This window comes from Streptomyces sp. HUAS TT11, assembly GCF_051553595.1.
Lineage (GTDB): Bacteria > Actinomycetota > Actinomycetes > Streptomycetales > Streptomycetaceae > Streptomyces.
In genome coordinates, this window is record NZ_CP196184.1 from 8,529,152 (window position 1) to 8,550,976 (window position 21,825).

20 protein-coding genes are annotated in these 21,825 nt (G+C 71.7%); 12 read left to right on the plus strand and 8 right to left on the minus strand.

Translation table 11 applies throughout. The features are described from left to right. Positions 1-538: 538 nt before the first annotated feature. Positions 539-1,354: a thioesterase family protein gene (locus ACSHXN_RS38370; protein ID WP_438305562.1), complete on the minus strand. Its 816-nt coding sequence runs from the start codon at positions 1,352-1,354 to the stop codon at positions 539-541. Positions 1,355-1,755: 401 nt separating this feature from the next. Here ACSHXN_RS38370 and ACSHXN_RS38375 point away from each other — a divergent pair, with 401 nt between their 5' ends. The 4 genes from ACSHXN_RS38375 to ACSHXN_RS38390 all read left to right on the plus strand — a co-directional run bounded on the left by ACSHXN_RS38375 (position 1,756) and on the right by ACSHXN_RS38390 (position 6,310). Next, positions 1,756-2,196, plus strand: coding sequence for an Lrp/AsnC family transcriptional regulator (locus ACSHXN_RS38375; RefSeq protein ID WP_355131548.1), 441 nt, complete (start codon positions 1,756-1,758; stop codon positions 2,194-2,196). Between the two features lie 250 nt (positions 2,197-2,446). After that, positions 2,447-3,598, plus strand: a complete 1,152-nt coding sequence (locus tag ACSHXN_RS38380) for a glutathione-independent formaldehyde dehydrogenase (protein WP_355131546.1) — start codon at positions 2,447-2,449, stop codon at positions 3,596-3,598. 49 nt (positions 3,599-3,647) lie between these two features. Next, on the plus strand, positions 3,648-4,367 hold the full coding sequence (locus ACSHXN_RS38385; protein WP_438305565.1) for a hypothetical protein: 720 nt from the start codon (positions 3,648-3,650) through the stop codon (positions 4,365-4,367). A gap of 848 nt (positions 4,368-5,215) precedes the next feature. After that, a complete protein-coding gene (locus ACSHXN_RS38390; RefSeq protein WP_355797152.1) occupies positions 5,216-6,310 on the plus strand; it encodes an alpha/beta hydrolase in 1,095 nt (364 codons plus the stop codon). A gap of 127 nt (positions 6,311-6,437) precedes the next feature. Here ACSHXN_RS38390 and ACSHXN_RS38395 read toward each other — a convergent pair whose 3' ends face one another. After that, on the minus strand, positions 6,438-7,340 hold the full coding sequence (locus tag ACSHXN_RS38395) for a serine hydrolase (protein ID WP_383353484.1): 903 nt from the start codon (positions 7,338-7,340) through the stop codon (positions 6,438-6,440). Between the two features lie 272 nt (positions 7,341-7,612). Between ACSHXN_RS38395 and ACSHXN_RS38400 the strand changes: the two genes are divergently transcribed. Then, positions 7,613-8,158: a cysteine hydrolase family protein gene (locus ACSHXN_RS38400; RefSeq protein ID WP_355131542.1), complete on the plus strand. Its 546-nt coding sequence runs from the start codon at positions 7,613-7,615 to the stop codon at positions 8,156-8,158. Further along, positions 8,155-9,069: a GlxA family transcriptional regulator gene (locus tag ACSHXN_RS38405; RefSeq protein ID WP_355131540.1), complete on the plus strand. Its 915-nt coding sequence runs from the start codon at positions 8,155-8,157 to the stop codon at positions 9,067-9,069. The genes ACSHXN_RS38400 and ACSHXN_RS38405 overlap by 4 nt, the downstream gene beginning before the upstream one ends. An 88-nt stretch (positions 9,070-9,157) precedes the next feature. On the opposite strand, the gene ACSHXN_RS38410 is transcribed toward ACSHXN_RS38405, so the two are convergent. Beyond that, complete coding sequence (locus ACSHXN_RS38410; RefSeq protein WP_438306529.1) at positions 9,158-9,571, minus strand: ATP-binding protein; 414 nt, start codon at positions 9,569-9,571, stop codon at positions 9,158-9,160. A gap of 211 nt (positions 9,572-9,782) precedes the next feature. Here ACSHXN_RS38410 and ACSHXN_RS38415 point away from each other — a divergent pair, with 211 nt between their 5' ends. Further along, the gene (locus ACSHXN_RS38415) at positions 9,783-10,496 is read left to right on the plus strand and encodes a YoaK family protein (RefSeq protein ID WP_355131536.1); all 714 of its coding nucleotides are present in this window, start codon (positions 9,783-9,785) and stop codon (positions 10,494-10,496) included. 26 nt (positions 10,497-10,522) lie between these two features. On the opposite strand, the gene ACSHXN_RS38420 is transcribed toward ACSHXN_RS38415, so the two are convergent. The 4 genes from ACSHXN_RS38420 to ACSHXN_RS38435 all read right to left on the minus strand — a co-directional run bounded on the left by ACSHXN_RS38420 (position 10,523) and on the right by ACSHXN_RS38435 (position 13,970). Continuing rightward, positions 10,523-11,473 carry a lactate/malate family dehydrogenase gene (locus ACSHXN_RS38420; protein ID WP_438305568.1) on the minus strand — a complete coding sequence of 317 codons (951 nt, stop codon included), beginning with the start codon at positions 11,471-11,473 and terminating at the stop codon, positions 10,523-10,525. Continuing rightward, on the minus strand, positions 11,470-12,309 hold the full coding sequence (locus ACSHXN_RS38425; protein ID WP_356109903.1) for a family 1 encapsulin nanocompartment shell protein: 840 nt from the start codon (positions 12,307-12,309) through the stop codon (positions 11,470-11,472). Before ACSHXN_RS38425 ends, ACSHXN_RS38420 begins: the two co-directional genes overlap by 4 nt. A 5-nt stretch (positions 12,310-12,314) precedes the next feature. Continuing rightward, positions 12,315-13,406 carry a Dyp-type peroxidase gene (locus tag ACSHXN_RS38430; protein ID WP_438305571.1) on the minus strand — a complete coding sequence of 364 codons (1,092 nt, stop codon included), beginning with the start codon at positions 13,404-13,406 and terminating at the stop codon, positions 12,315-12,317. Positions 13,407-13,760: 354 nt separating this feature from the next. Next, positions 13,761-13,970 carry a hypothetical protein gene (locus ACSHXN_RS38435; RefSeq protein WP_438305573.1) on the minus strand — a complete coding sequence of 70 codons (210 nt, stop codon included), beginning with the start codon at positions 13,968-13,970 and terminating at the stop codon, positions 13,761-13,763. A gap of 362 nt (positions 13,971-14,332) precedes the next feature. On the opposite strand from ACSHXN_RS38435, the gene ACSHXN_RS38440 reads away from it, so the two are divergent. From ACSHXN_RS38440 to ACSHXN_RS38460, 5 genes are read left to right on the plus strand one after another with little or no spacing between them, the layout of a single operon-like run. Continuing rightward, a complete protein-coding gene (locus ACSHXN_RS38440; protein ID WP_355131528.1) occupies positions 14,333-16,264 on the plus strand; it encodes a maleylacetate reductase and hydroxyquinol 1,2-dioxygenase domain-containing protein in 1,932 nt (643 codons plus the stop codon). 17 nt (positions 16,265-16,281) lie between these two features. Further along, positions 16,282-18,045 (plus strand): FAD-dependent oxidoreductase, encoded by a 1,764-nt coding sequence (locus ACSHXN_RS38445; protein ID WP_355131526.1) that lies wholly within the window; start codon positions 16,282-16,284, stop codon positions 18,043-18,045. 9 nt (positions 18,046-18,054) lie between these two features. Continuing rightward, positions 18,055-18,813 carry a CoA transferase subunit A gene (locus ACSHXN_RS38450; RefSeq protein WP_355131524.1) on the plus strand — a complete coding sequence of 253 codons (759 nt, stop codon included), beginning with the start codon at positions 18,055-18,057 and terminating at the stop codon, positions 18,811-18,813. Between the two features lie 43 nt (positions 18,814-18,856). After that, positions 18,857-19,486 carry a CoA transferase subunit B gene (locus ACSHXN_RS38455; RefSeq protein ID WP_356109896.1) on the plus strand — a complete coding sequence of 210 codons (630 nt, stop codon included), beginning with the start codon at positions 18,857-18,859 and terminating at the stop codon, positions 19,484-19,486. A 17-nt stretch (positions 19,487-19,503) separates the two neighbouring features. Next, positions 19,504-20,694, plus strand: a complete 1,191-nt coding sequence (locus tag ACSHXN_RS38460) for a thiolase family protein (protein ID WP_438305576.1) — start codon at positions 19,504-19,506, stop codon at positions 20,692-20,694. Between the two features lie 30 nt (positions 20,695-20,724). Here the strand turns inward: ACSHXN_RS38460 and ACSHXN_RS38465 are convergent, their stop codons facing one another. Beyond that, entirely contained in the window at positions 20,725-21,594 is an 870-nt protein-coding gene (locus tag ACSHXN_RS38465) for an AraC family transcriptional regulator (RefSeq protein WP_355131518.1), read from the minus strand. Between the last annotated feature and the right edge of the window lie 231 nt (positions 21,595-21,825).

Consider the following 21,825-nt stretch of genomic DNA (forward strand, 5'->3'; position numbering starts at 1 on the left):
CGAAAGCTTCACCGGTCCATACCCGGATCCACTTACCGCGCGGTCCACGGACCATTTTACCCACCACTTCGTGACGCAGCACGGCATGCCGTTACTCGCGCTGTTACCGGGCATGCGGGCTCGGTAAGTGCCCCGATTTCTCGGGCTCGCCGGGCCGTGGGCGCCGGCGGCGGGAATGTGTACACCCGGGGCGGGAGCCGCTCGGACGCGTCGGCCACTCGCTGCCCGGGCCGAGAACCGGACGCCTTGACGAGGCGAGCACATGTGTCGCCGGCGCCGGCCTGCCGCCGAGGTACGCCACGCCGGGCGCAGCGGTCGGGGGGCAACGGCTCGACCTGCGAACGCGGCCGGACAGGGCGCCGGGCCGGAGAATCGGCAGCGCGCCCGCCGGCCTCGCCCCGGCCACCCTTCGACGGCGCGGAGTGCTCCTCGAACCTCGAGCCCGGCGTACCGGGCCGGGCGGGGCGTCCTCGGTCGTCGGGGCCGTGCAGGCGGCGGAGGCCGGGGCCTCGGCGGGCCGCCACCGGCGCGCGGTCGATCAGCGACTCGGCAGCGGACGGACGGTGAGGATCTGCTGGGCCTGCCCGACCGGCCCGCTGACGTCGTGCAGGACCGTGCTGGTGAGACCCTGTCCCGTCGGGCCGAAGGTGACGGTGGTGTCCAGACCCGTCCAGTCGCCCTCGGGTTGGCGGTGGAGGTGGACGGTCAGGTCGACGTTCGGGAACATCCACTTCGTCGGGGGTTGTCGTGCGGCGATGCCGTTGGCGGTGTCGACTAGGGCGAGGTAGGACGCGAGCGGGCTGCTGGACTCGCCGGCGACGAGGTCGAGGGGGGTGGAGACCCAGGCGGTCGTACGGCCCGGCTGCGGTGGTGCGACCGGGCGGACGTCCAGGGAGGCGATGTAGCCGCCGGGCCACACCGATGTCATGGGCCAGGTGGCGAGGGCTTCGGGCGGAGCGAGCGCGCCCTCGGAGCCGCCGCTGACGGCCCTGGTGTCGACGGTGGCGAGAAGCCACGCGCGGGCGCGGACCACCGGGCGGCCCTCGATGAGCACCACGGCTTCGAGGAGTTCGATGGTGCGGCCGGGCCGGACGGTCTCGACGCGGATCTCGCATTCGTCCAGGGCGAGCCGGCCGAGGATGTCGTAACTGATCCGGGCCGGCGTCAGGCCGGGCCGCGGGCGGGCGGCCAGGTGGTGGTCGATGGCGTGGGCGATCAGGCCGCCCAGCGGGCTGAAGTGCTGCTCGTCGGCGTCCCATGCGCCGCCGGCGTGCGCGGTGGGCTTGTAGCGGTGCTCGTCGGTGCGCACGTAGTAGCTGTCGGGGCGGTGTGTGCCGCTGGTCAATGGACGCATCTCCTCGAGGTGATCACAGGGTGTCGCGCAGGACGGCGTGGACGGCGGTCCGGGCCGTCGCCGCGACCGGGGCGAGCCGCGTGACGGCGGCCGTCACGCCCACCGGTGGCGGTTCCGGCCTGCCGGTGACCGCTGCCGGGGACGGGGGCAGACCGGTACGGAGGACGTGCGGGCCGGGTGCGGTGCCCGAGGGGGGTTCCGAGGACTTCGGACGATGAGCCGCAGGACGAGGAGCCGCCCGCGCCCGCTGCGTCCGCCGGCGCCTGGTGGCCGGACCCAGGCCGCTGGGACCGCTGCAGGGGTCGGAACGTCGTCTTGCACCCAGCCATCGTCTCGCAGGAAGCGCGCCGTTTGGTGGCGAATATTGCTCCTTCGGTCCCTCCCCGTGCAATCTTCTTGCCATGGATGCCATGGACAGGGCAATCATCGCCGAGCTGGAGCGGGACGGACGTCTGACCAACGTGGAACTGGCCCAGCGGGTGGGGCTCACCACCGGTCCCTGCCTGCGACGCGTCCAGCGGCTCGAAGCGGACGGGGTCATCCGCGGCTACCGTGCCGTCATCGACCCGTCCGCCGTGAGCCGTGCCTTCGAGGTTCTTGTCGACATCACACTCGAAGCACAGGACGCGGAGACCGTGGAGCGGTTCGAGCAGACCCTGGCGGGCGCCCAGGAGGTGCTCGAGCTGCGCAGACTGTTCGGCAGTCCCGACTATTTCGTCCGCGTGGGCGTCGCGGACCTGCCCGCCTACGAGGCCTTCCTCACGGGGCGCGTCATGACGATCCCGCGCGTCAAGAACGTCACCTCGCACTTCACCATGAAGATCGTGAAGGCTGCCCGCTGATCCGACGGCGCCGGCTCCACGGTCGGGCCCGGCAGCACGGCACGCGTACCGGCGGCGGGGCGGGCCGCAGCGGGCGCGCAGCCGGTTGCACCCTGAGCCGTACGGGCGTTACCTGGAAGTAATCGGCGGTGAAGCGAGAGCACTCGGGGCCACGGTCGCAGGCCGACGGCCCGTTTTTCACGTCGGTGCTCCGGGGTCAGCGGCCCGCCGTCGCCGCCGTCATCCAGCGTTCGACGCGGAGGTGACCCAGGTGAAAGCCGTCGTCTATGAGAAGCCCTTCAGTGTGGCTGTGAGGGACGTCGACGATCCACAGATGCAGCACCCGAACGACGTCCTCGTACGGGTCACGTCGACCGCCATCTGCGGGTCTGATCTGCACATGTACGAGGGCCGCACGGCAGCCGAGCCGGGCATCGTCTTCGGACACGAGAACCTCGGCATCGTCGAGGAGATCGGTTCGGGTGTCACGTCCCTCGCCAAGGGGGACCGCGTGGTGATGCCCTTCAATGTGGCCTGCGGATTCTGCAAGAACTGCCTGGCGGGGGAGACGGGCTTCTGTCTGACAGTCAATCCGGGCTTCGCGGGCGGAGCCTACGGGTATGTGGCGATGGGTCCGTACGAGGGCGGCCAGGCCGAGCTGCTGAGGGTGCCGTTCGCCGACTTCAACTGCCTGAAGCTGCCGCCGGGCGAGCAGTTCGAGACCGATTTCGTCCTGCTCGCCGACATCTTCCCGACCGGCTACCACGGCTGTGAACTCGCCCAGGTGTCCCCGGGCGAGAGCGTGGCCGTCTACGGTGCCGGCCCGGTGGGCCTGATGGCCGCGTACTCGGCACTTCTGCGCGGCGCGTCCAAGGTGTTCTGCGTGGACCGGGTGCCCGAGCGGCTCGCCAAGGCGAAGGAGATCGGAGCCATCCCCATCGACTTCACCAAGGGCGACGCCGCGGAGCAGATCAAGGAGCAGACACACGGAGAGGGGACCGACAAGGGCGTGGACGCGGTCGGGTACCAGGCTCAGGCGCACGACGCCAGCCACGAGGAACCCGCCGTCGTCCTCAACGCGCTCGTCGAGACGGTGCGGCCGACCGGCAGGCTCGGGGTACCGGGTCTGTATGTGCCCTCCGACCCCGGCGCTCCCGACGAACACGCCAGGCACGGCCAACTCCTGGTCTCCATCGGCAAGATGTTCGAGAAGGGCCAGAAGATGGGCACGGGTCAGTGCAACGTCAAGCGGTACAACCGGCAGCTGCGTGATCTGATCATCGCGGGCCGGGCCAAGCCCAGCTTTGTGGTCTCCCACGAACTGCCGCTGGATCAGGCACCGTTGGCGTACGAGAAGTTCGACAAGCGGGTCGAGGGCTACACCAAGGTGGTCCTGCACCCCGGTCACGCACTGGCGGCATAGGAAAAGCGCCCCGGGCTGACGAGGCCCGGGGCCGCTGCTGCGCGCACCCGTGTCCACGCGACCTCACGGCGGGTCTCCCGTCAGGCCCGGCGCCGGCTCCCGCACCGGCGCCGGGCCTGACCGGCTGCGGTTCGACGGCTGGATCACCGGGATCGGCACCTCCTCGGGTACACGGCTGGTGGTCGGGCACTGGGCTCGTTCACCGTTCGGGCCGTTCAGCGACGTGATGATCGAGGGGCCCGACGGGCACCGCCTACTGCTCGCCCCCACCCGGGAGTCGGCCGACTTCATCGCCGGCACGTACACCTTCGACGAGGTGCGGGTGGTACCGGTCGGGGTGGATGTCGTGGGCAGGGCCTGGACGGTCCGTGCGTCCGCGCTCCGGCTGCACTTCGTCACCGGCCGAAGGGGCCTTGTCGGGCTCCTGCTCAGGGTCGTGCCGGGTTCCCTGGCCGCGCGCCCGGCCTGGGCCGCGGCGGTGGCTCTTCCCGCCCGTGTCCTGCTGGGTGTGAGCACGTGCGGCGCAGCGGGCCGCGGACGGTACGAGTGGTACGGGGCACGGGATGTGCGGCCCGTCCTCCGTGCCGCGGTCGTGTTCGAGGGCCGCGACCTGGGTGTCCTCGCATCGGTCCTGCCCCCGGTGCGCTTCGGGTTCAGTTCGACCCCTCGCAAACCGTGCGTCGTGGGCGTCACGGTCACGGTGTCCCTGGAGAGCGGGAACGGCGCGCAGGCCCGCCCCGGCGGCAGGGGATCGAGCCGGACGGGCTGAGGCGGCCCGTCGATCGCCACAGGATCTGCGCGAGTGTGAAGGTCCCTGACGCCCTGGTCCACGTACAGGCCCTCCGCCCCCGCTGCTCGCGCCGGGGACGGGCGCCCGAACCGCGGCTCGTGCGACACCGCGCCCCGGGCCGCTCCCGGCCGGACGAGAACCAGGGCACCGGCGGTCGGGGCACCAGGATCGCGGCGCCCACGTTCCGTCCTCCACGAAAGGGCGACGCCGGTAGGCCCCGCGGTTGACCCCGAAACGGGTGTCTCTGCCCACCGTGCGAGGACGCGGTCCAGTGAACTCGGCAGAGCCGGGGAGCGCGGAGGAGGGGTTCGAAACACGATCCGTGCCGCTCCGTCCCGGGGCAGGCGGCGGTGCAAGCCGTGCACAGCTCCAGCACAGAGGCTGTTTCCGCCGTGCGCTCGTCCCCCGCCGACTCGCGGGAACGCCCGGACGACGGCTCGGGACGCGGATCGGCGGAAGTGCCGGCGCGGAAACCTTCGACACACCGTCGGGCGGCGCGTTGCCGCGCCTGAGGTGCGATTCCGCGGTCCGGGCCGAACATTGGGAGGTACGGGTCTCCGCCCCGAGACCCCGAGCCGGGGCGGAGACTCGCCATGTCGGTGCGGCCGCCGGACGGTCGGGAGGACGGCCGCCGAGTGCGGAGTGCGGCCACCGAGGGGCGGATGCCGTCCGTACCGCCCGCAGAAGCCGGCATCGGCGAAACCGGGCCGGTGCGCCGACCACCCGGGCGGGTGAAGGGTGCCACTCCTTCGGCTCAGCCCGGCAGGCCCGTCGGAGGGAGCGCAGGAACGCTTCTGGAGGAAGTTCCCCTCAGAAGGAGGACGTTCATGAGCGCCACCCGACGTTCCCGCTCGCTGCGCAAGCCCCTGGCCGGATTCACGGCGCTGATCGCCACCGCCGCCCTGACCGCCGCCGCCCCGGCCCTCGCCACTCCGGCTGCCGCCGCCTCCAAGGCGACCTGCGGCGATCCCCGGGTGACCCTCGAACCCACCGCTCAGGCGTTCCTCGACAAACTCGCCGCGGCGGACGGCCCTCCGATCCAGGAACTGACCCCCGCCGCCGCCCGTCAGTCGCTCCTGGACCTCCAGGCCGCGTACCCGGTGACCAAGCTGCCCGCCGACATCACCACACGCACGATTCCCGGCGGCCCCACCGGCTCGGTGTCCGTCCGCATCGTCCGGCCGCACGGTGTGACCGGCAAGCTCCCCGTGGTGATGTACTTCCACGGCGGCGGCTGGGTCCTCGGGGACGCCTCCACCCACGACCGGCTCGTGCGCCAGATAGCCAACGGCGCCAGGGCCGCGGTGGTATTCGTCAACTACACCCGGTCGCCCGAGGCCAGGTACCCCGTCGCCAACGAGCAGGCCTACGCCGCCACCCGATGGGTCGCCGAGCACGGTGCCGAGATCAACGTCGACGGCTCGCGGCTGGCCGTGGCCGGCGACAGCGTCGGCGGCAACATGACGGCCGCAGTCACCCTGATGGCCAAGGAACGTGGTGGACCCAAGATCGCCCAGCAGGTGATGTTCTACCCGGTCACCGACGCGTCGTTCACCACCGAGTCCTACCGGCGCTTCGCCACCGGCTGCTGGCTCACCGCCGCGGGCATGAAGTGGTTCTGGGACGAGTACGCCCCCGACACCTCGGTCCGCTCCCGGATCACCGCTTCCCCGCTGCGCGCCGGCGAGGCCGAACTGCGCGGCCTGCCGAAGGCACTGGTCATCACGGACAGCGATGTGCTGCGTGACGAAGGCCGCGCGTACGCCGAGAAGCTGCGCGCCGCCGGAGTGCCCCTGACCTACCTCCACTACCCGCGGATGGTCCACGACTTCGTGATGCTCAACGGCCTCGCCGACAGCGAGGCCGCCAAGTCCGCGGTCGCGCACGCCAACGCGGCTCTGCGCCAGGCCCTGCACGGCTGACGCGCCGGGCGGCCCCGGCCCTGTCCGGCAGCAGGGCCGGGCCACGCGCCGCCGAGCGCAGTCCCCTGACCGCCCGGGTGCGGGCTCGTGGGTGAGAGCCGGACCCGCACCCGGGCCACGACGTGTGTCAGCGACCGGCCGCCGAGGCGACGGCGGTCCGGGCAGTGCGTTCCACCAGCGAGATGCCGTCGTCCATCGAGGCGTTGCCTGCCGAGAGGACCGCGACCAGGTAGCGGTGCCCGTTCACGGTCACCTGCCCGATGCTGTTGATGTCCCACAGGCCGGTCGCACTGCGCTGCAGCCAGCCGTTCTTCAGCGCCCAGCCGGAACCCGCGGCCGACGAGACCCCCCACGACTGGTCGCTCTCGATGTGGGCCATGAGCGACGTGATGTACGCGCGGGACGCCTCGTTCAGCGGGCCGGGACCGGTGTTCGACGCCGAGCCGGTGCCGAACACCGCGCCCAGCAGACGTATCTGATCACTCGCCGTCGTCTGCGTGAGCCCCCACAGGAATCCGGCACCGCCCTTGGTCGAGGTCAGCCCCAGGCGCTTGTTGGCCGCCTCCAGCCCGGGGGCCAGGCCGATCTCCCGCCACAGGGCGTTGGCCGAGTCGTTGTCGCTGTGCCTGATCATCGCCTCGGCGAGCCCGCGCTCGCGGGGGTCGAGCGTCCTTCCCGCGTCCTGCGCCTGGAGCAGCAGCGTCGCCAAGATGTCGACCTTGATGATGCTCGCGGTGTCGTACGGGGTGTCGTCGCCGAAGACGGCCGTCCTGCGGTTCGTACCGTCCATGCTCAGCACCGCGGCCGTGACCTGCGGCTTGCCGTGCGGCTGAACCGACGCGGGGACAGCGGCCGGGGCGTCCGGACGTGTCGCCGGAGCCGCCGCGGTCGCCGGTGACGGGTCGAGGGTGCCGGCGGAGACGAGCGCCGTCACCGACGCCAGCAGCACACCGGCACAGGCGACGACGCGCATGCCCCGGCGCTTCGCCGAGGTCTCCGGGTGCCGCGCGGGGAGCAGTCGGTAGCGCATGGTGGAAGTGGCCTCTGCAGTTCGTGGGGGAGGGACACCGAACTGCGAACGTAGACAAAACCCCCGCGTCGTGAGGTGACCGCCGTCACTACCACCGCCGATTCGTCCGCAATGTGGGAAGAACCACAGACCGCGGCCGTGGGCCGCGTCACAGCCGCACGGCTCCCACCGCGCCGGACGCGCCCGCGACGGGCACACGTGACCGGATCGTTCCACCGCCGTGCCGGATCGGGCCTGCGTCCGGGGCGTTCCGCCCGGTCACAATCGATGCCATGAATCGCGCACTGATCGTCATCGATGTCCAGGAGTCGTTCCGTGCCCACCCGCTGTGGGGCCGGATCTCGGATCCGAAGATCGCCGAGCAGGTCGACCGGCTGGTCGCGCTGGCCCGTGCGGCCGGTGACCTCGTCGTCTGGGTGCTGCACACCGAACCGGGCTCCGCGGGGGTCTTCGACCCCGAGTCGGGCCAGGTCCGCCTGCTGGAGGAGCTGGAGCGACCGCTGCCGGGCGAACCGGTGCTCCACAAGACGTCCCACAACGCGTTCACCACCACCAACCTTCAGCAGCTCCTCACCGAGGCGGGCGTCCGGGAGCTTCGGGTGTGCGGTATCCGCACCGAGCAGTGCGTGGAGACCACCACCCGCGTCGGCAGCGACCTCGGCTACCGCATGGTGTTCGTCACCGACGCCACCGCCACCCACCCGATCGGCGACCTGAGTCCCGCCGCGATCATCGAGCGCACCGAGGCCGTGCTGCGCGACCGCTTCGCCCGCATCGCCACCGTGGCCGAACTGGAGGCGGAGGCGGCCGGCGCGTGACCCGTGTCGTCTTCGTCCTGCTGCCCGGCGTGCACCTGCTCGACCTCGCCGGACCCGCCCAGGTCTTCAGCACGGTCGGGCAGTTCGGGCGGCCGTACGAGCTGACGTACCTGGCGCAGGACGCGCGGGTCCCCAGTGCTCAGGGACTGCCGCTGCTCGCGGAGACCGAGTGGCCCGAGATGCGGGCCGACGACCTCCTCGTGGTGCCCGGCTGGAGCGGGCCCGCGCTGCGCGACAGTCCGACGATCGGGGACGAGGTGCTGCGGCGGCTGCGTGCCCATCATGCGGCCGGCGGCACGGTGGCCAGCGTGTGTGCCGGTGCCGAGGCGCTCGGCCGGGCGGGACTGCTGGACGGACGCCGCTGCACCACCCATCACGACGTGCAGGACGAGCTGGCGTCGCGCCATCCCGGCGCGATCGTGGTCCGGGACGTCCTGTTCACCACGGACGACCGGGTGGTCACCTCGGCGGGCATCGCCAGCGGCATCGACCTCGCCCTGCACCTGGTCGCGGCGCGGCACGGTCCGGCTCTCGCCGCCCGCGTGGCCCGGGAGATGGTCGTGCACACCCGGCGCAACGGTCATGAGCCCCAGTCGAGCGCCATGCTGCGGCACCGCGCCCATCTGGACGACGCCGTGCACCGCGTGCAGGACCTGATCGACGAGCGCTTCACCGTACCGCTGCCGTTGGCGGCTCTCGCGTCCTTCGCGGGGGTCAGCGCCCGCACCCTCACCCGGCGCTTCGGCAGTGCCACCCAGGGTCTGACACCGCTGCGGTACCAGCAGACGCTGAGACTGGAACGGGCCGAGCATCTCCTGGGCCACGGCGCCACCATGGAGAGCGCGGCCCGCGAGGTGGGATTCGAGGACGCCCGCATGCTGCGCAGGCTGCGCGGGCGTCCGGCAGCTTGAGGCGAGGAGCCGATCCAGCGCCGTGCCGTCCCGCTCGACACCGCGCGGGTGGGTCCTCGCCCCGGGCGCGGTCCCCGGACCCGGTGGGTCAGCAGTCGCCGGCGTCCGTGACCGCGGCAGGCGGTCTGAAGCACGCGTGGACGATCTTGCCGTCGGGGCAGGGCCGGGCGTACCACTCGTCGGCCAGCGCCTCGACGAGCAGCATCCCGCGTCCGCCGAGGCGCTCGGTGCTCGGAGCCCGCCGCGCGGGCAGATCGGTGGAGGCGTCGTGGACCACCACGTGCAGACAGCGCGTGTCCCAGGTCAGCACCAGTTGCGCGGAACTGCGGGCGTGGACATGGGCATTGGTCACCAGTTCCGAGACGGTCAGCAGTACCGCGTCCACCGTCTGCGGCGCACACTCGGTCCAGCCCAGTGCCTCGAGATGGTCGCGGGCCCAGTCACGGGCCGCCTTCACCTCGCTGTTCAGGGGCAGGGAGCGTGCCCATCCCACTGCCCTCATCGACGATGCGCTCACCGTGTCCCTCCCTGCCGGAGCCATGCACCTCGCGGGTACCCGCGCAGAGCCCGTTGACGCGGCCCCGGACGCCCGTCGGCGAAGCTCCCCGTGCAGTCGGTGGTGCAGGAGGGCCACGGCCGTTTCTCCGGCGCGGTTCGCCGGAAGCCCCGAGGCCGGTCGTTACTGTTGGTGACCGCCGTCGGGAGGAGCCGGGATGGAAACCCACGCGGTACCGATCGGCAGCACGGACCGGGTGATGCGGATCGCCGTGGTCCTGCTCGTGGCCGCGTCCGGGGCCGTGGAGACGATCTCGTTCACCGCACTGGACCATGTCTTCGCCGGTGTGATGACCAGCAATCTCGCGCTGCTCGGGATGGCGATCGGCCAGGGCCGTGCCACCGGGGTGAGCGCCGCGCTGCTGGCACTGGCGGGGTTCGGCGTGGGTGCGGCGGCGGTCGCATGGGTCACCCGCGGCCGTGAGGGCGTGGCCACGCACTGGCCGTCGCGTGTGCTGTCCTGCCTGATCGCGGAGGTGGCTCTGCTCGGGGTCGGCGCAGGCGCCTGGGCAGCCGTCGACGGTGCCCCGGACGCGATGCTCCGGGACGTGCTGCAGTTCGGCTCCGCGATGGCGATGGGGGCGCAGGCCGCCGCCATGGTGGCGGCCGGACGCGCGGCGGCCCCGACCACCTATCTGACGGGCACGCTGGCCACGTACATCGTGCGGGGTGTGGGCCGTTCACGGCGGGCGGACGGATGGGTGCCCGCGCGGCTCGGCGGTCTGATCGTGGGTGCGGCAGGTGCCATGGCCTTGCGACGGGTGGCCCCCGCGTGGGCGGGAACACTCCCCGCCGTACTCGTTGCCGTGGCGGTCGTCCTTGCCTGCGGGCCCCTCCTCAAGGCCCGTCGCGGCCTGGTCGCCCCGGAGTGAGGGACGACGGTGTGCGCGACGGCGACTCAGGCGCCGCCGACGGCCATGGCCCGCCGCGAGGCGTCGCGCAGCACCTCCGCGCTCTGCGCCAGCGCCTGACGCTCTTCGGAAGACATGGCGGGCTCGTGCATCTGCTGGACACCGCCCGCGCCCAGCACGCTGGACAGGGACAGGGTGACCCCGTGACGGGGGCAGTGGGCGGCGACCGGCAGCACCGCACGTTCGTCGCGGAGAACCGCCTCGACGAGCCGGGCGGACACGGCCCCGATGCCGTACTGGCTGGCGCCCGTGCCCTCGATGATCGCGATATTGGCGTACCGGATGTCGTTCTCGACCTCTCCGCGCACCTGCTCGACGGATGCGTCGCCCTCGGCGAGCAGCTGGGTCACGGGGATGCCGCCGACCGTGGCGGAGGACCACAGAAGCACCTCCGAGGTGCCGTGTTCACCCACGACCAGGGCCTGCACATCACGCGGCCGTACGTGGAGCCGGTCGGCGACCTGTACGCGGAAGCGCAGGCTGTCGATCAAGGTGCCGGTGGAGAACACCCGGTCGTGACCGGAGAGTTCACGGGTGAGGTCCGCCAGCGGGTCCGGTGGGTCGGTGACCACCATCAGGACCGCCTGCGGTACGACCGCGACGACCCGCGGGACGATGTCGGCGTACACCCTCGCATTGGACTCCAGCAGCCGCAGCCGTCCCTCGGGGTCGGACCGGTCGGTGGCACCGCCGGCCTTCTCGTTCGTCCCCGCCGTGATCACGACGACCGCGGCGTGGGCCAGGTCCTCGTAGCGTCCGGAGCGTATGTCGACCGCGGGGGACAGCGGCGTCGCGTAGCGCATGTCGGCCGCCACGCCGTCGGCCCGGGCCGTGTTGCGGTCGATCAACACGATCTCCCGGCAGGTTCCGCCCCGTTCGACCAGGGACAGTGCCGTGGCCGCTCCGACCGCGCCCGCGCCGACGACTCCGACCTTCATGCCGGCACCTGCCCTCCGCCGGCGTCGGGCCCCGGAGCGGGTGCCTCGAGAGCCACCACCGCCTCGCTGGTGTACACCAGGAAGGTGAGCGTCTCCTGGAAGTACAGCCGCACGCTGTCGTCGTCGTGCGACAGATAGCCGATGGACACGTCCTGGCCGATGTGGAGTTCGAAGTCACCACCCCGCGTGGACAGCAGAAAGGCACCGTCGATGGCGGGTGCCCAGACGATGTCGCCGTCCAGGAGCCGGGCCATGTGCCTGATGACGGGGTAGCCGTAGTCGGAGGTCTCGCTGACCGCCGTGTACGCCTCCGCGCTGAGCGCAAGCGTGTACGGTCCGCCGACGCCCGCCAGCCGCAGGGCGGTCACCGCCTGGCTGACCGCGTTCGGGTACTCGCGCACCTCGTAGGGAAGCGTCAGGGGCTGGTTCGACGAGCTCTCCCGCAGACCGGTGACGCCGGCCGCGGCGTAGCCCTCGAACACCGCTCGGTCCTCGGCGTGGGCGAGTTGCCTGGCGGCGTCCTTGACCGGCTGCCAGTCGGCGTCCTTGGCTCCCCGCGCCACGTCGTCGACCTGCCCGCGGTCGACGGTGAAGGGGACACGCAGCTCGACCAGGGGCTGGACGAGACGGGTGTGGGCGGTGATCCCCGTGGCCGGTGGCTCGATGGTCTGCAGATGGCCCGTGCCGACACCGGACAGGTCGAGTCCGCCGGGCTCGGGCACATCGACGATCCGGCGGGCCGCGACATGCCGCTCGAACGTACGCTGGGCCTCGTCCTCCAGATCCGCCCAGGCGGCGGCGGAGATGGGCGCCAGTTCGCGGTGAAGGTTGTTCATCGGCGTCACCTGCCCTTCAGGTCGCCGATCCCCAGGGAGCCGTCCGGTGCTCGGGACTGCCCGAGGAGCACCGTGTCGGTGTGGACGTACGGGGATTCGGCCCCGGTTTCGGATTCGGTCTCGATCTCGGACCCGGACTCGTCCGTGCCGGGCGGGTCGGGGAGGTCGTCGAGGAAGTCACTGGTGGGCACGTGGAAGAGGGAGCCGGTGACCGCGGTGGAGAAGTCCAGGATGCGGTCGTGCGCCGCCGGCGGCGCGCCAAGGAACATGCGCTCCAGCATCGTCTCGGTCACGTCGGGGGTACGGGCGTAGCCGATGAAGTACGTGCCGAACTCGCCCTCGCCGACGGTGCCGAACGGCATGTTGTCGCGCAGGATCTTGCGCTCGGTGCCGTCGGGATCGACGACCGTGGTGAGCGCGACATGGGAGTCGGCCGGCTTGGTCTCGTCGTCCAGCTCGACATCGAACAGCTTCCGGCGCCCGATCACCATCTCCTGTGCCTCCACCGGAAGGGCGTTCCACGCCTGGAGATCGTGGAGGTACTTCTGCACGATGACGTAGCTCCCGCCGGTGAAGGGCGGGTCCTCGTCGCCGATCAGCACGGCCGCGCTCGCCACCGGCCCCACCGGGTTCTCCGTGCCGTCGACGAAGCCGAGCAGGTCCCGCACGTCGAAGTACTTGAACCCGTGCACCTCGTCCCGGACCGTCACGGCACCGCGCAGGCGCTCCATGATCTCGGCGGCCAGCGCGAAGCACAGGTCCAGCCGGGCGGCCCGGATGTGGAACAAGAGGTCACCGGGTGTCGACACGGCGCGGTGCACCGGTCCGGTCAACGCGCGAAAGGGGTGCAACTCCGCGGGGCGCGGCCCGGAGAACAGGCGGTCCCAGGCTTCGGAGCCGATGCCCGTGACACAGCTCAGCATTCCGCCGGAGGAGGCGCGGAAGCCTACGGCCCGCTGCAGTCCGTTCAGATCGGACAGCAGCGCGCGGGTGGGTTCCTCGCCACCTCGATCGATGGTCATCACCAGGAAGATCGCGGCAGTCGTCAACGGGGACAGCACCGACTGGGGCACAGGCTCGGGGGAGCTTTCGGCCACGGGCCACACCCCTTCCCAGGTCACGAGCGGGGCATCCGGACACGTCCACGAGCCGCCGCCTCCGCCCGCCCCTGCGGGCCGCACATCGGCCGTGCGTGATCCATGCGGCGGTGACGGGAAACGTCTCTTCACTCTAGGGCCGCCCCATCGGGTCTGCCACCGGTCAGCGATGCGACCGGGCCTAGGGGACGGCGTCGCTCCGGGCACCGGGTCCGCCCGCCCCCGAGGTCCGGAACCCGGCGTCCCGCACGCGGGCGCCGGGCGCCGTCGCGAGCCCGTTCGCCGCGCCCGTCGAGGCGGCGGGCGGTGGTTCTCCGGGCGGACCGGCGCGGACGGGCCCGGACGGGCCCGGTGTCAGGCTGCTGCCGGTGCCGTTCGCCTTGTGGCGTCGGCGGTCGTTCGATATGACGCCACGTCAGCCATGTTCAGTGCCGACGCAGTTGGCTTGGTGAAGGCATGTGCGTAGGGGTACGGGGCGGTGGCGGCCTTGGCTCGCGCCGGAAGGGCGACGGTCAGCACGCCGGCCGCACCGACAACGGTCACGGCCATGAGAAGACGTCTCATCGGAGATCTCCCGCAAGGTCGGAGGAGGGGCTGTCCGCTCAAGAGATACGCGCATCACGAGCGTGATCCCCGAGGGCCATGCCGCGTTGTGGCGGCAATACCACCAGACGGACCATCAGATGTTCGTACTGCGCGGACAGGTGTGCCGGACCTGTCAATCCAGTCGACCGGGAAACCTGCGGCATACCGAGCGGCACGGCGACCTCCGCACGAGAGCCGCGCTCTGCCCCCGTCCCGGGCCGCACCGCGCGTTTTGTGCAGCGACAACGCTCGGATCGTGCAGGCGTTCACAAGCGCGTAACTCGCAGACTCGATGGCCAAGCACACGGTGCGTCAACACCGACATGCGGAGGCGGAACTCAATGCGGACGTTCGTCTATACATCCCGTCCCTCACGGGTGGTCTTCGGTACCGATACCGTCGGCCGGCTCCGGGAGGAGGTGGAGCGGCTCGGCGGGTCCCGGGTGCTGCTGTTGTCCGGTTCATCGCCGGCGGGGGCCTCCGTGCGGGTCCGTGAGGCACTCGGCGATCTGGTCGTGGCGGACTTCGACGGCGCGGTGATGCACACGCCGGTGGAAGTGACCGAGCAGGCGCTCGCCGTGCTGAGGGAGGCGTCCGCCGACTGTCTGGTGGCCGTCGGCGGCGGCTCGACGACGGGCCTGTCCAAGGCGCTGGCCCTGCGTACGGATCTGCCGCAGGTGATCCTGCCGACCACGTACGCCGGTTCCGAGGTGACCCCCGTGCTCGGCGAGACCCGCGACGGGCGCAAGGTCACACAGACCTCCGCGGCGATCCTGCCCGAGACCGTCGTCTACGACATCGCCTTCACCTCGACGCTCCCCGTCGGCATGTCCGTGACCAGCGGCGTGAACGCCATGGCGCACGCCGTGGAGGCGTTGTACTCGGCCGACGCCAACCCGGTCACCGACCAGCAGGCCCTGGAGGCGATCTCCCGTATCGCCCGGGCGCTGCCCCGGCTCGCCGACGACCCCGCCGACCCCGCGGCGCGCGCCGATCTGCTGCACGCGGCCTGGCTCGCCGGCACCTGTCTCGCCACCGTCGGCATGGGTCTGCACCACAAGCTGTGCCACACCCTCGGTGGCAGCTTCGACCTGCCGCACGCCGAGACGCACACCGTCGTCCTCCCGCACGCCATGGCCTACAACGCCGCCGCCGCACCCGACGCCATGCGCCGTATCGCCGAGGCCCTCGGCACGGCGGACGCGCCCGGCGGCGTCCACGACCTGATCGCTTCCCTGGGTGGTCCCACCTCGCTGCGTGATCTCGGCATGCCGGAATCGGGCTTGGCGAAGGCGGCCGAGCTGGCCGCCGCGACCCCCTACCCGAACCCGTGCGAGGTGACCGCCGAGGGCGTGGCCGCACTGCTGTCCGACGCCTGGTCAGGGCGCCGACCCGGCACGGGAACCGTCGCCCCCACGGGCCAGGTGGCCCGGCTCACCGAGCAGGTGATGGCCTCCTTCGCGCAGACCCCGGATCCACGCGTCCGCAGCCTCCTCACCGACCTCGTCCGGCGTCTGCACGCCTTCGTGACGGAGAACGACCTCACCGACGCCGAGTGGCAGTACGCGATCGACTTCCTCACCCGCACCGGGCAGATCTCCGGCCCCACCCGCCAGGAGTTCGTGCTGCTGTCGGACACGCTCGGGATCTCCAGCGCCGTGGATCTGCTCACCAACTCCCGTACGCCCACCACCACCCCGTCCGCGGTGCTCGGCCCCTTCTACGTCGAAGGGCCGCCGGAGACCGAGCACGGCAGCGACATCTCCGGCGGCCTGCCCGGTACGCCGTTGTGGGTGGACGTGCGGGTCCTGGACACGGCCGGCGAGCCGCTCAAGGACGCGGTCGTGGACGTCTGGCAGTCCAATGAGGACGGCTTCTACGACGTCCAGCTCCCCGACCTGGACGGGCCGGTGCTGCGCGCCCGGCTGCGCACCGACACCGAGGGCCGGATGACCTTCTGGTCGCTCCTGCCGGCCGCCTATCCGATCCCCGACGACGGACCGGTCGGGCAGATGCTGGCCGCAGTCGGCCGCCACCCCTTCAGGGCGCCCCACCTCCATTTCATGATCGACGCCCCTGGTCACCGGCGGCTCGTCACCCAGCTGTTCGTGGCGGGCGGCGCCTACCTCGACAGTGACACCGTCTTCGGCGTCAAGGACGCGCTCGTCGTCGACTACACGCCGCACACCGGCCCCACCCCCGACGGCCGCCCCGTCGACGGGGAATGGCGGCGCCTCGAGTACACCTTCCGCATCGCGCCGTCGGCCGGCTGACCAAGGAGCGCCCACCCATGACCCGCACGGACACCTACGACACCGACGTCCTGGTCGTCGGCAGCGGCCCGGCCGGAGGTTCGGCCGCTCTGCTTCTCGCCACGTACGGCGTACGCACCCTGCTGGTGACGAAGTACGGCTGGCTGGCCAACACCCCGCGAGCCCACATCACGAACCAGCGCACCATGGAAGTGCTGCGCGACCTCGGCGTCGAGGCCGAGGCGCGCGCGGTCGGCAGTCCGTCCCACCTCATGGGCGACACCGTCCTGTGTACCGCCCTCGCCGGTGAGGAGATCGGCCGGATCCGCAGCTGGGGCACCGGCCCGGCCACGCTGACCGAGTACGCGTCCAAGAGCCCCTGCGAGATGATCGACCTGCCGCAGACCTACCTGGAGCCGATCCTGGTGAGCAAGGCGGCCGAGCGCGGCGCGAAGATCCGCTTCGACACGGAGTTCCTGAGCTTCACCCAGGACGAGGACGGCGTCACGGCGCTGTTGCGCGACCGGATCCGCGGCGACGAGTTCACCGTGCGCGCCCGTTACCTCGTCGGCGCGGACGGCGGGCGCAGCACGGTTGCGGAGCAGCTCGGCCTGCCCTTCGACGGGCGGATGGGCAAGGCCGGCAGCATGAACATCGTCTTCAAGGCCGATCTCACGCGGTACTGCGCGCACCGTCCGAGCGTCCTGTACTGGGTGCTGCGCCCGGGAGCGGAGACGGGCGGCATCGGCATGGGCCTGGTCCGTATGGTCCGCCCGTGGAACGAGTGGCTGCTGGTCTGGGGCTACGACATCGAGCAGCCGCCGCCCGCGGTGGACGAGGAAGAGGCACGGCGCATCGTGCGCGACCTCATCGGTGACCCCGGGCTGCCGGTGGAGATCACCTCGACCTCGCTGTGGACCGTCAACCACAGCTACGCCGCCTCCTACGGAACGGGACGGGTGTTCTGCGCCGGTGACGCCGTGCACCGGCACCCGCCGTCCAACGGCCTCGGCTCCAACACCTCGATCCAGGACTCCTACAACCTCGCGTGGAAGCTCGCCATGGTGATCCGCGGCGAGGCGGGGCCCGCGCTGCTCGACAGCTACACGGCCGAACGCGCCCCCGTCGGACGGCAGATCGTGGAGCGGGCCAACCTGAGCCGCGACCAGTTCGGTCCCGTCTTCGACGTGCTCGGCGTCGGAGCGGGAAGCGACGAGGAGACCATCGCCGAGGGCCTCGCGGCACTGCGGGCCTCGACGGCCGACGGAGCGAAGAAGCGACGCCTCCTCGAGGACGCGGTCCAGCTGAAGAACTACGAATTCAACGCGCACGGCGTCGAGATGAACCAGCGCTACGTCTCCGGTGCGGTCGTCCCGGGCGACGGTCCGGACGAAGACCGCTCGGTGGAGCCGGAGTTGGTCGCCCGGCCGACGACCAGGCCCGGCGCCAAGGTTCCGCACGCCTGGCTGGTCGACGCCACAGGCGGGCGGATCTCCACGCTCGACGTCGTCGGCAAGGGCGTCTTCACCGTCCTCACCGGGCTGTCGGGCGGGGTGTGGGACTCGGCTGCGGACGCCTGCCGGGACGAACTCGGCGTACCGCTCAGGTCCGTGCGCATCGGCGACCCCGACTTCCGTGACGCGTACGGCGAATGGAGCCGTGTCTCGGAGATCGCCGAGGACGGTGCGCTGCTGGTACGCCCGGACGGACATGTCGCATGGCGGTGCACCGGTGCCCCCGGGAACGCGGCGGCGGCACAGGCGGAACTGCTGGGTGCCCTGCGTCAGGTGCTCGGGCGGTAAGGAGCAGTCATGGACAAGCAAGTGGCCACGGCCGAGGAGGCCTTGGCGGACGTGGCGGACGGCCGGTCGTTCGCCGTCGGGGGCTTCGGGCTGAGCGGCGTGCCGGAGGTCCTCATCGGCGCCCTGTACGCGAGCGGGGCGACCGATCTGCGGGTGGTGTCGAACAACTGCGGTGTGGACGGCCGCGGCCTGGGCGTCCTGCTGGCCGCGGGCCGGATCGCCCGGGTCACCGGCTCGTACGTGGGCGACAACAAGGAATTCGCCCGCCAGTACCTCGGAGGCGAACTGGAGGTGGAGCTGATTCCGCAGGGCACCCTCGCGGAACGGCTGCGCGCCGGAGGCTGCGGCATTCCTGCCTTCTTCACCCCGGCCGGGGTCGGCACACAGGTCCAGGAGGGCGGCCTGCCCTGGCGGTACGCCGCCGACGGATCGGTCGCCGTCGCCTCGCCGCCCAAGGAGGTGCGGGTCTTCGACGACACCGAGTACGTCCTGGAACGCGCCATCACCACGGACTACGCCCTGGTCAGGGCCGCCCGCGGGGACCGGCACGGCAACCTCGTCCTCCATCGCGCGGCCCGTAACTTCAATCCGCTCGCGGCGATGGCCGGCCGCATCACGGTGGCCGAGGTGGAGGAGTTGGTCGAGCCCGGTGTGCTCGACCCCGACGAGGTGCACGTGCCGGGCGTGTTCGTACAGCGCGTCGTGGCGCTCACCCCCGAACAGGCCGCCGACAAGGGGATCGAGAAGAGGACGGTGCGCGAGCGATGAAGCGGCTTCTCCTCCGGCGCTCGTACAAGGCGGTGTGTACACGGTGAGCTGGAACAGGCATGAGATGGCGGCGCGCGCCGCGCGTGAACTGCGCGACGGAGACTACGTCAACCTCGGCATCGGGCTGCCCACACTGGTGGCCGACCATCTGCCACCGGACGTCGACGTCGTCCTGCACTCCGAGAACGGACTGCTCGGCGTCGGGCCGTACCCGGCGCCCGACGAGGTCGACGCCGACCTCATCAACGCGGGCAAGGAGACCGTCACCGTACGGCCAGGGGCGTCCTTCTTCGACTCCTCGCTCTCCTTCGGCATGATCCGCGGCGGGCACATCGACACCGCCGTCCTGGGCGCGCTGCAGGTGTCGGCGCGCGGGGACCTGGCCAACTGGGCGGTTCCCGGCAAGATGATCAAAGGCATGGGCGGTGCCATGGACCTCGTCCACGGCGCCCGCCGGGTGGTGGTGCTGATGGAGCACTCCGCGAAGGACGGCACCCCCAAGATCGTCGAAGAGTGCACGCTGCCGCTGACGGGACGTGCGTGCGTGGACCGGATCATCACCGACCTGTGCGTTCTGGACGTCACCCCGTGGGGCCTGGAACTGGTCGAGACGGCGCCCGGCGTCACGCTCTCCGAGGTCGTCGCCCTGACCCCCGTCGTCGTCAACTGCTGACCCGCAAGGAGCCCTCGATGATCGAGCGACCGCGTGATGTGTACATCGTCGACGCCGTCCGGACCCCGTTCGGCCGCTACGGCGGCGCCCTGTCCGGCGTCCGCCCGGACGACCTGGCGGCAGGCGTGCTGCGGGCCCTCCTGGACCGCAGCCCGGATCTGGACCCGGCCCGCATCGACGACGTGCTGTTCGGCAACGCGAACGGAGCCGGCGAGGAGAACCGCGACGTGGCCCGGATGGCCGTGCTGCTTGCGGGACTCCCCGTCACCGTGCCCGGCGCGGCGATCAACCGGCTCTGCGGCTCGGGCATGGAGGCCGTCATCCAGGCGGCCCGCGCCATCGCTCTCGGTGACGCCTCCGTCGCCGTCGCGGGCGGTGTCGAGTCCATGAGCCGCGCCCCGTGGGTGCTGCCGAAGCCGGAGCGGGCCTTTCCCGCGAAGGACCAGCAGCTGTACTCCACCACACTCGGCTGGCGCCTGATCAACCCGCAGATGCCGCAGGAATGGACGATCCCGCTCGGCGAGAGCGCGGAGCTCGTCGGGGCCAAGTACGGCATCACCCGTGAGGCCCAGGACGCGTTCGCGCTCGCCAGCCATCGCAACGCCGCACGCGCCTGGAGCGAGGGGCTGTACGACGGCGAAGTGGTTCCTCCCTCGGGCGTGACGCTGCCGCGCGACGAGAACATCCGCGACACCACCTCGCTGGAGGCCCTCGCCGCGCTGAAGCCGGCGTTCCTCGCGGACGGGACCATCACCGCAGGAAACGCCTCCCCGCTGAACGACGGGGCGGCCGCCCTCCTGCTCGCCGACGAGGAGGGACTCGCCGCGATCGGCAGGGAGCCCCTTGCGCGGGTACGGGCGGCCGCGGTCACGGGCATCGACCCGCGGTACTTCGGACTCGGGCCGGTGGACGCCATCCGCAAGGTGCTGACCAAAGCGAAGGTGGCACCCGGCGACCTTCGTACGGTCGAGCTCAACGAGGCCTACGCCGCGCAGGTGCTGGGCTGCCTGGCCGCACTGCCGGAAATCGACCCGTCGGTCGTCAATCCGCGCGGCGGTGCCATCGCCATCGGCCATCCGCTGGGTGCCTCGGGTGCCAGGATCACCGGGGCGGTCGCCCATCAGCTCGCCGCGGCGGGCACCGGCAGGGGTCTGGCCGCCCTGTGCATCGGAGTGGGGCAGGCGCTGGCGCTGGTGCTGGAACGCTGAGGCCCGGGTGCGTGCCCGGGCGCCGCGGCCTCAGCCCGAGCGGCGCAGGGCCGCCGGAGTGGTGCCGAGTCGTGCGCGCATCACCCGTGTCAGATGCTCCTGGTGGGAGAAGCCGGACTCGACGGCCACCTCCCCGATGGCCATGGTTCCGGCGCGCAGCAGCCGGCACGCCTGCTCCAGCCGCAGCGACAGCAGGTACTGGTGCGGTGACGTCCCCGTGCTCGCCCGGAACTGCCGGGTGAACTGGCTGCTGCTCAAGGAGACCGCGGCGGCGAGGTCGGCGATCGGCAGCGGTTCGGCGAGGCGCTCCGCCATGAGCTCGCGCACGGTCGCGAGCTGCTTGCCGGACAGCCCGGACCGGAGCGGCCGCGGTTCGACGGGGCGGGTGCCGTGCCGTCGTACGAGCTGGGCGGCGAGCATCTCCGTCAGCTGGTCGGTGTAGGTCCGCGCCGACGGCTCCCAGCGTCGCGCCGTGCCCTCCAGCGCGAGGAGGAGCTGCTCCGCGAGCGGATCCGAGGTACCGAGCTCCTCCGAGAGCTCGACGGGCCGTCCCTCATTGGCTTCGCGCAGCGCCTCGTCCGTGAGGTAGGCGTGGACCGTGTCGAGTCGTCCGCCGAGTTCGACGGACAGGGTCCGGCCGGCCGGCTGCAGGAACAGCCCTCCGGTGGGGATCTTCCGGGTACGTGTTGCCGTGCCCCGCCCTCGCCGCACGGTGACCGGCCCGCTGAGATGAAGGATCAACAGATGGGTGGGTGCCGGATCGAATTCGGCGTGGTAGGGCTGCTCCTCCTGTGCCGACAGGTACAGCCGCTCCCATCCGAGCCCGGCACTGCTGCGCCGCGTGCGCACGCCGGGCTGTCCCAGAATCCCCACCGTGTCGCTCAGTCCGAGCTCTGTCATGGTGCGACCTCCCACTGGCCCCCACTGATTGAACAATAAACGACGTCCTTTGTGAACGCGCGGGGAGACGGAGGGGAAGGGTGGAGGACCCCTCCGGCGCGAGAGCGTGGTCCGGATCATCACCGGCGAGGGCGGTCCACGGGCCCGCTCCCGGAGCCGGATCGGTGGCACGCCCGGAGGGACGCGGCGGCCGACCTCCACGGGCCCGGTGCCCGGCGGCACGACCGCACG

Bases quoted from the DNA above. Each gene is read 5' to 3' on its own strand.
- ACSHXN_RS38370 (WP_438305562.1), bottom strand. From the start codon at position 1,354: ATGCGTCCATTGACCAGCGGCACACACCGCCCCGACAGCTACTACGTG.
- ACSHXN_RS38375 (WP_355131548.1), top strand. From the start codon at position 1,756: ATGGATGCCATGGACAGGGCAATCATCGCCGAGCTGGAGCGGGACGGA.
- ACSHXN_RS38390 (WP_355797152.1), top strand. From the start codon at position 5,216: ATGAGCGCCACCCGACGTTCCCGCTCGCTGCGCAAGCCCCTGGCCGGA.
- ACSHXN_RS38395 (WP_383353484.1), bottom strand. From the start codon at position 7,340: ATGCGCTACCGACTGCTCCCCGCGCGGCACCCGGAGACCTCGGCGAAG.
- ACSHXN_RS38400 (WP_355131542.1), top strand. From the start codon at position 7,613: ATGAATCGCGCACTGATCGTCATCGATGTCCAGGAGTCGTTCCGTGCC.
- ACSHXN_RS38410 (WP_438306529.1), bottom strand. From the start codon at position 9,571: ATGAGGGCAGTGGGATGGGCACGCTCCCTGCCCCTGAACAGCGAGGTG.
- ACSHXN_RS38415 (WP_355131536.1), top strand. From the start codon at position 9,783: ATGGAAACCCACGCGGTACCGATCGGCAGCACGGACCGGGTGATGCGG.
- ACSHXN_RS38420 (WP_438305568.1), bottom strand. From the start codon at position 11,473: ATGAAGGTCGGAGTCGTCGGCGCGGGCGCGGTCGGAGCGGCCACGGCA.
- ACSHXN_RS38425 (WP_356109903.1), bottom strand. From the start codon at position 12,309: ATGAACAACCTTCACCGCGAACTGGCGCCCATCTCCGCCGCCGCCTGG.
- ACSHXN_RS38435 (WP_438305573.1), bottom strand. From the start codon at position 13,970: ATGAGACGTCTTCTCATGGCCGTGACCGTTGTCGGTGCGGCCGGCGTG.
- ACSHXN_RS38440 (WP_355131528.1), top strand. From the start codon at position 14,333: ATGCGGACGTTCGTCTATACATCCCGTCCCTCACGGGTGGTCTTCGGT.
- ACSHXN_RS38445 (WP_355131526.1), top strand. From the start codon at position 16,282: ATGACCCGCACGGACACCTACGACACCGACGTCCTGGTCGTCGGCAGC.
- ACSHXN_RS38450 (WP_355131524.1), top strand. From the start codon at position 18,055: ATGGACAAGCAAGTGGCCACGGCCGAGGAGGCCTTGGCGGACGTGGCG.
- ACSHXN_RS38460 (WP_438305576.1), top strand. From the start codon at position 19,504: ATGATCGAGCGACCGCGTGATGTGTACATCGTCGACGCCGTCCGGACC.
- ACSHXN_RS38465 (WP_355131518.1), bottom strand. From the start codon at position 21,594: ATGACAGAGCTCGGACTGAGCGACACGGTGGGGATTCTGGGACAGCCC.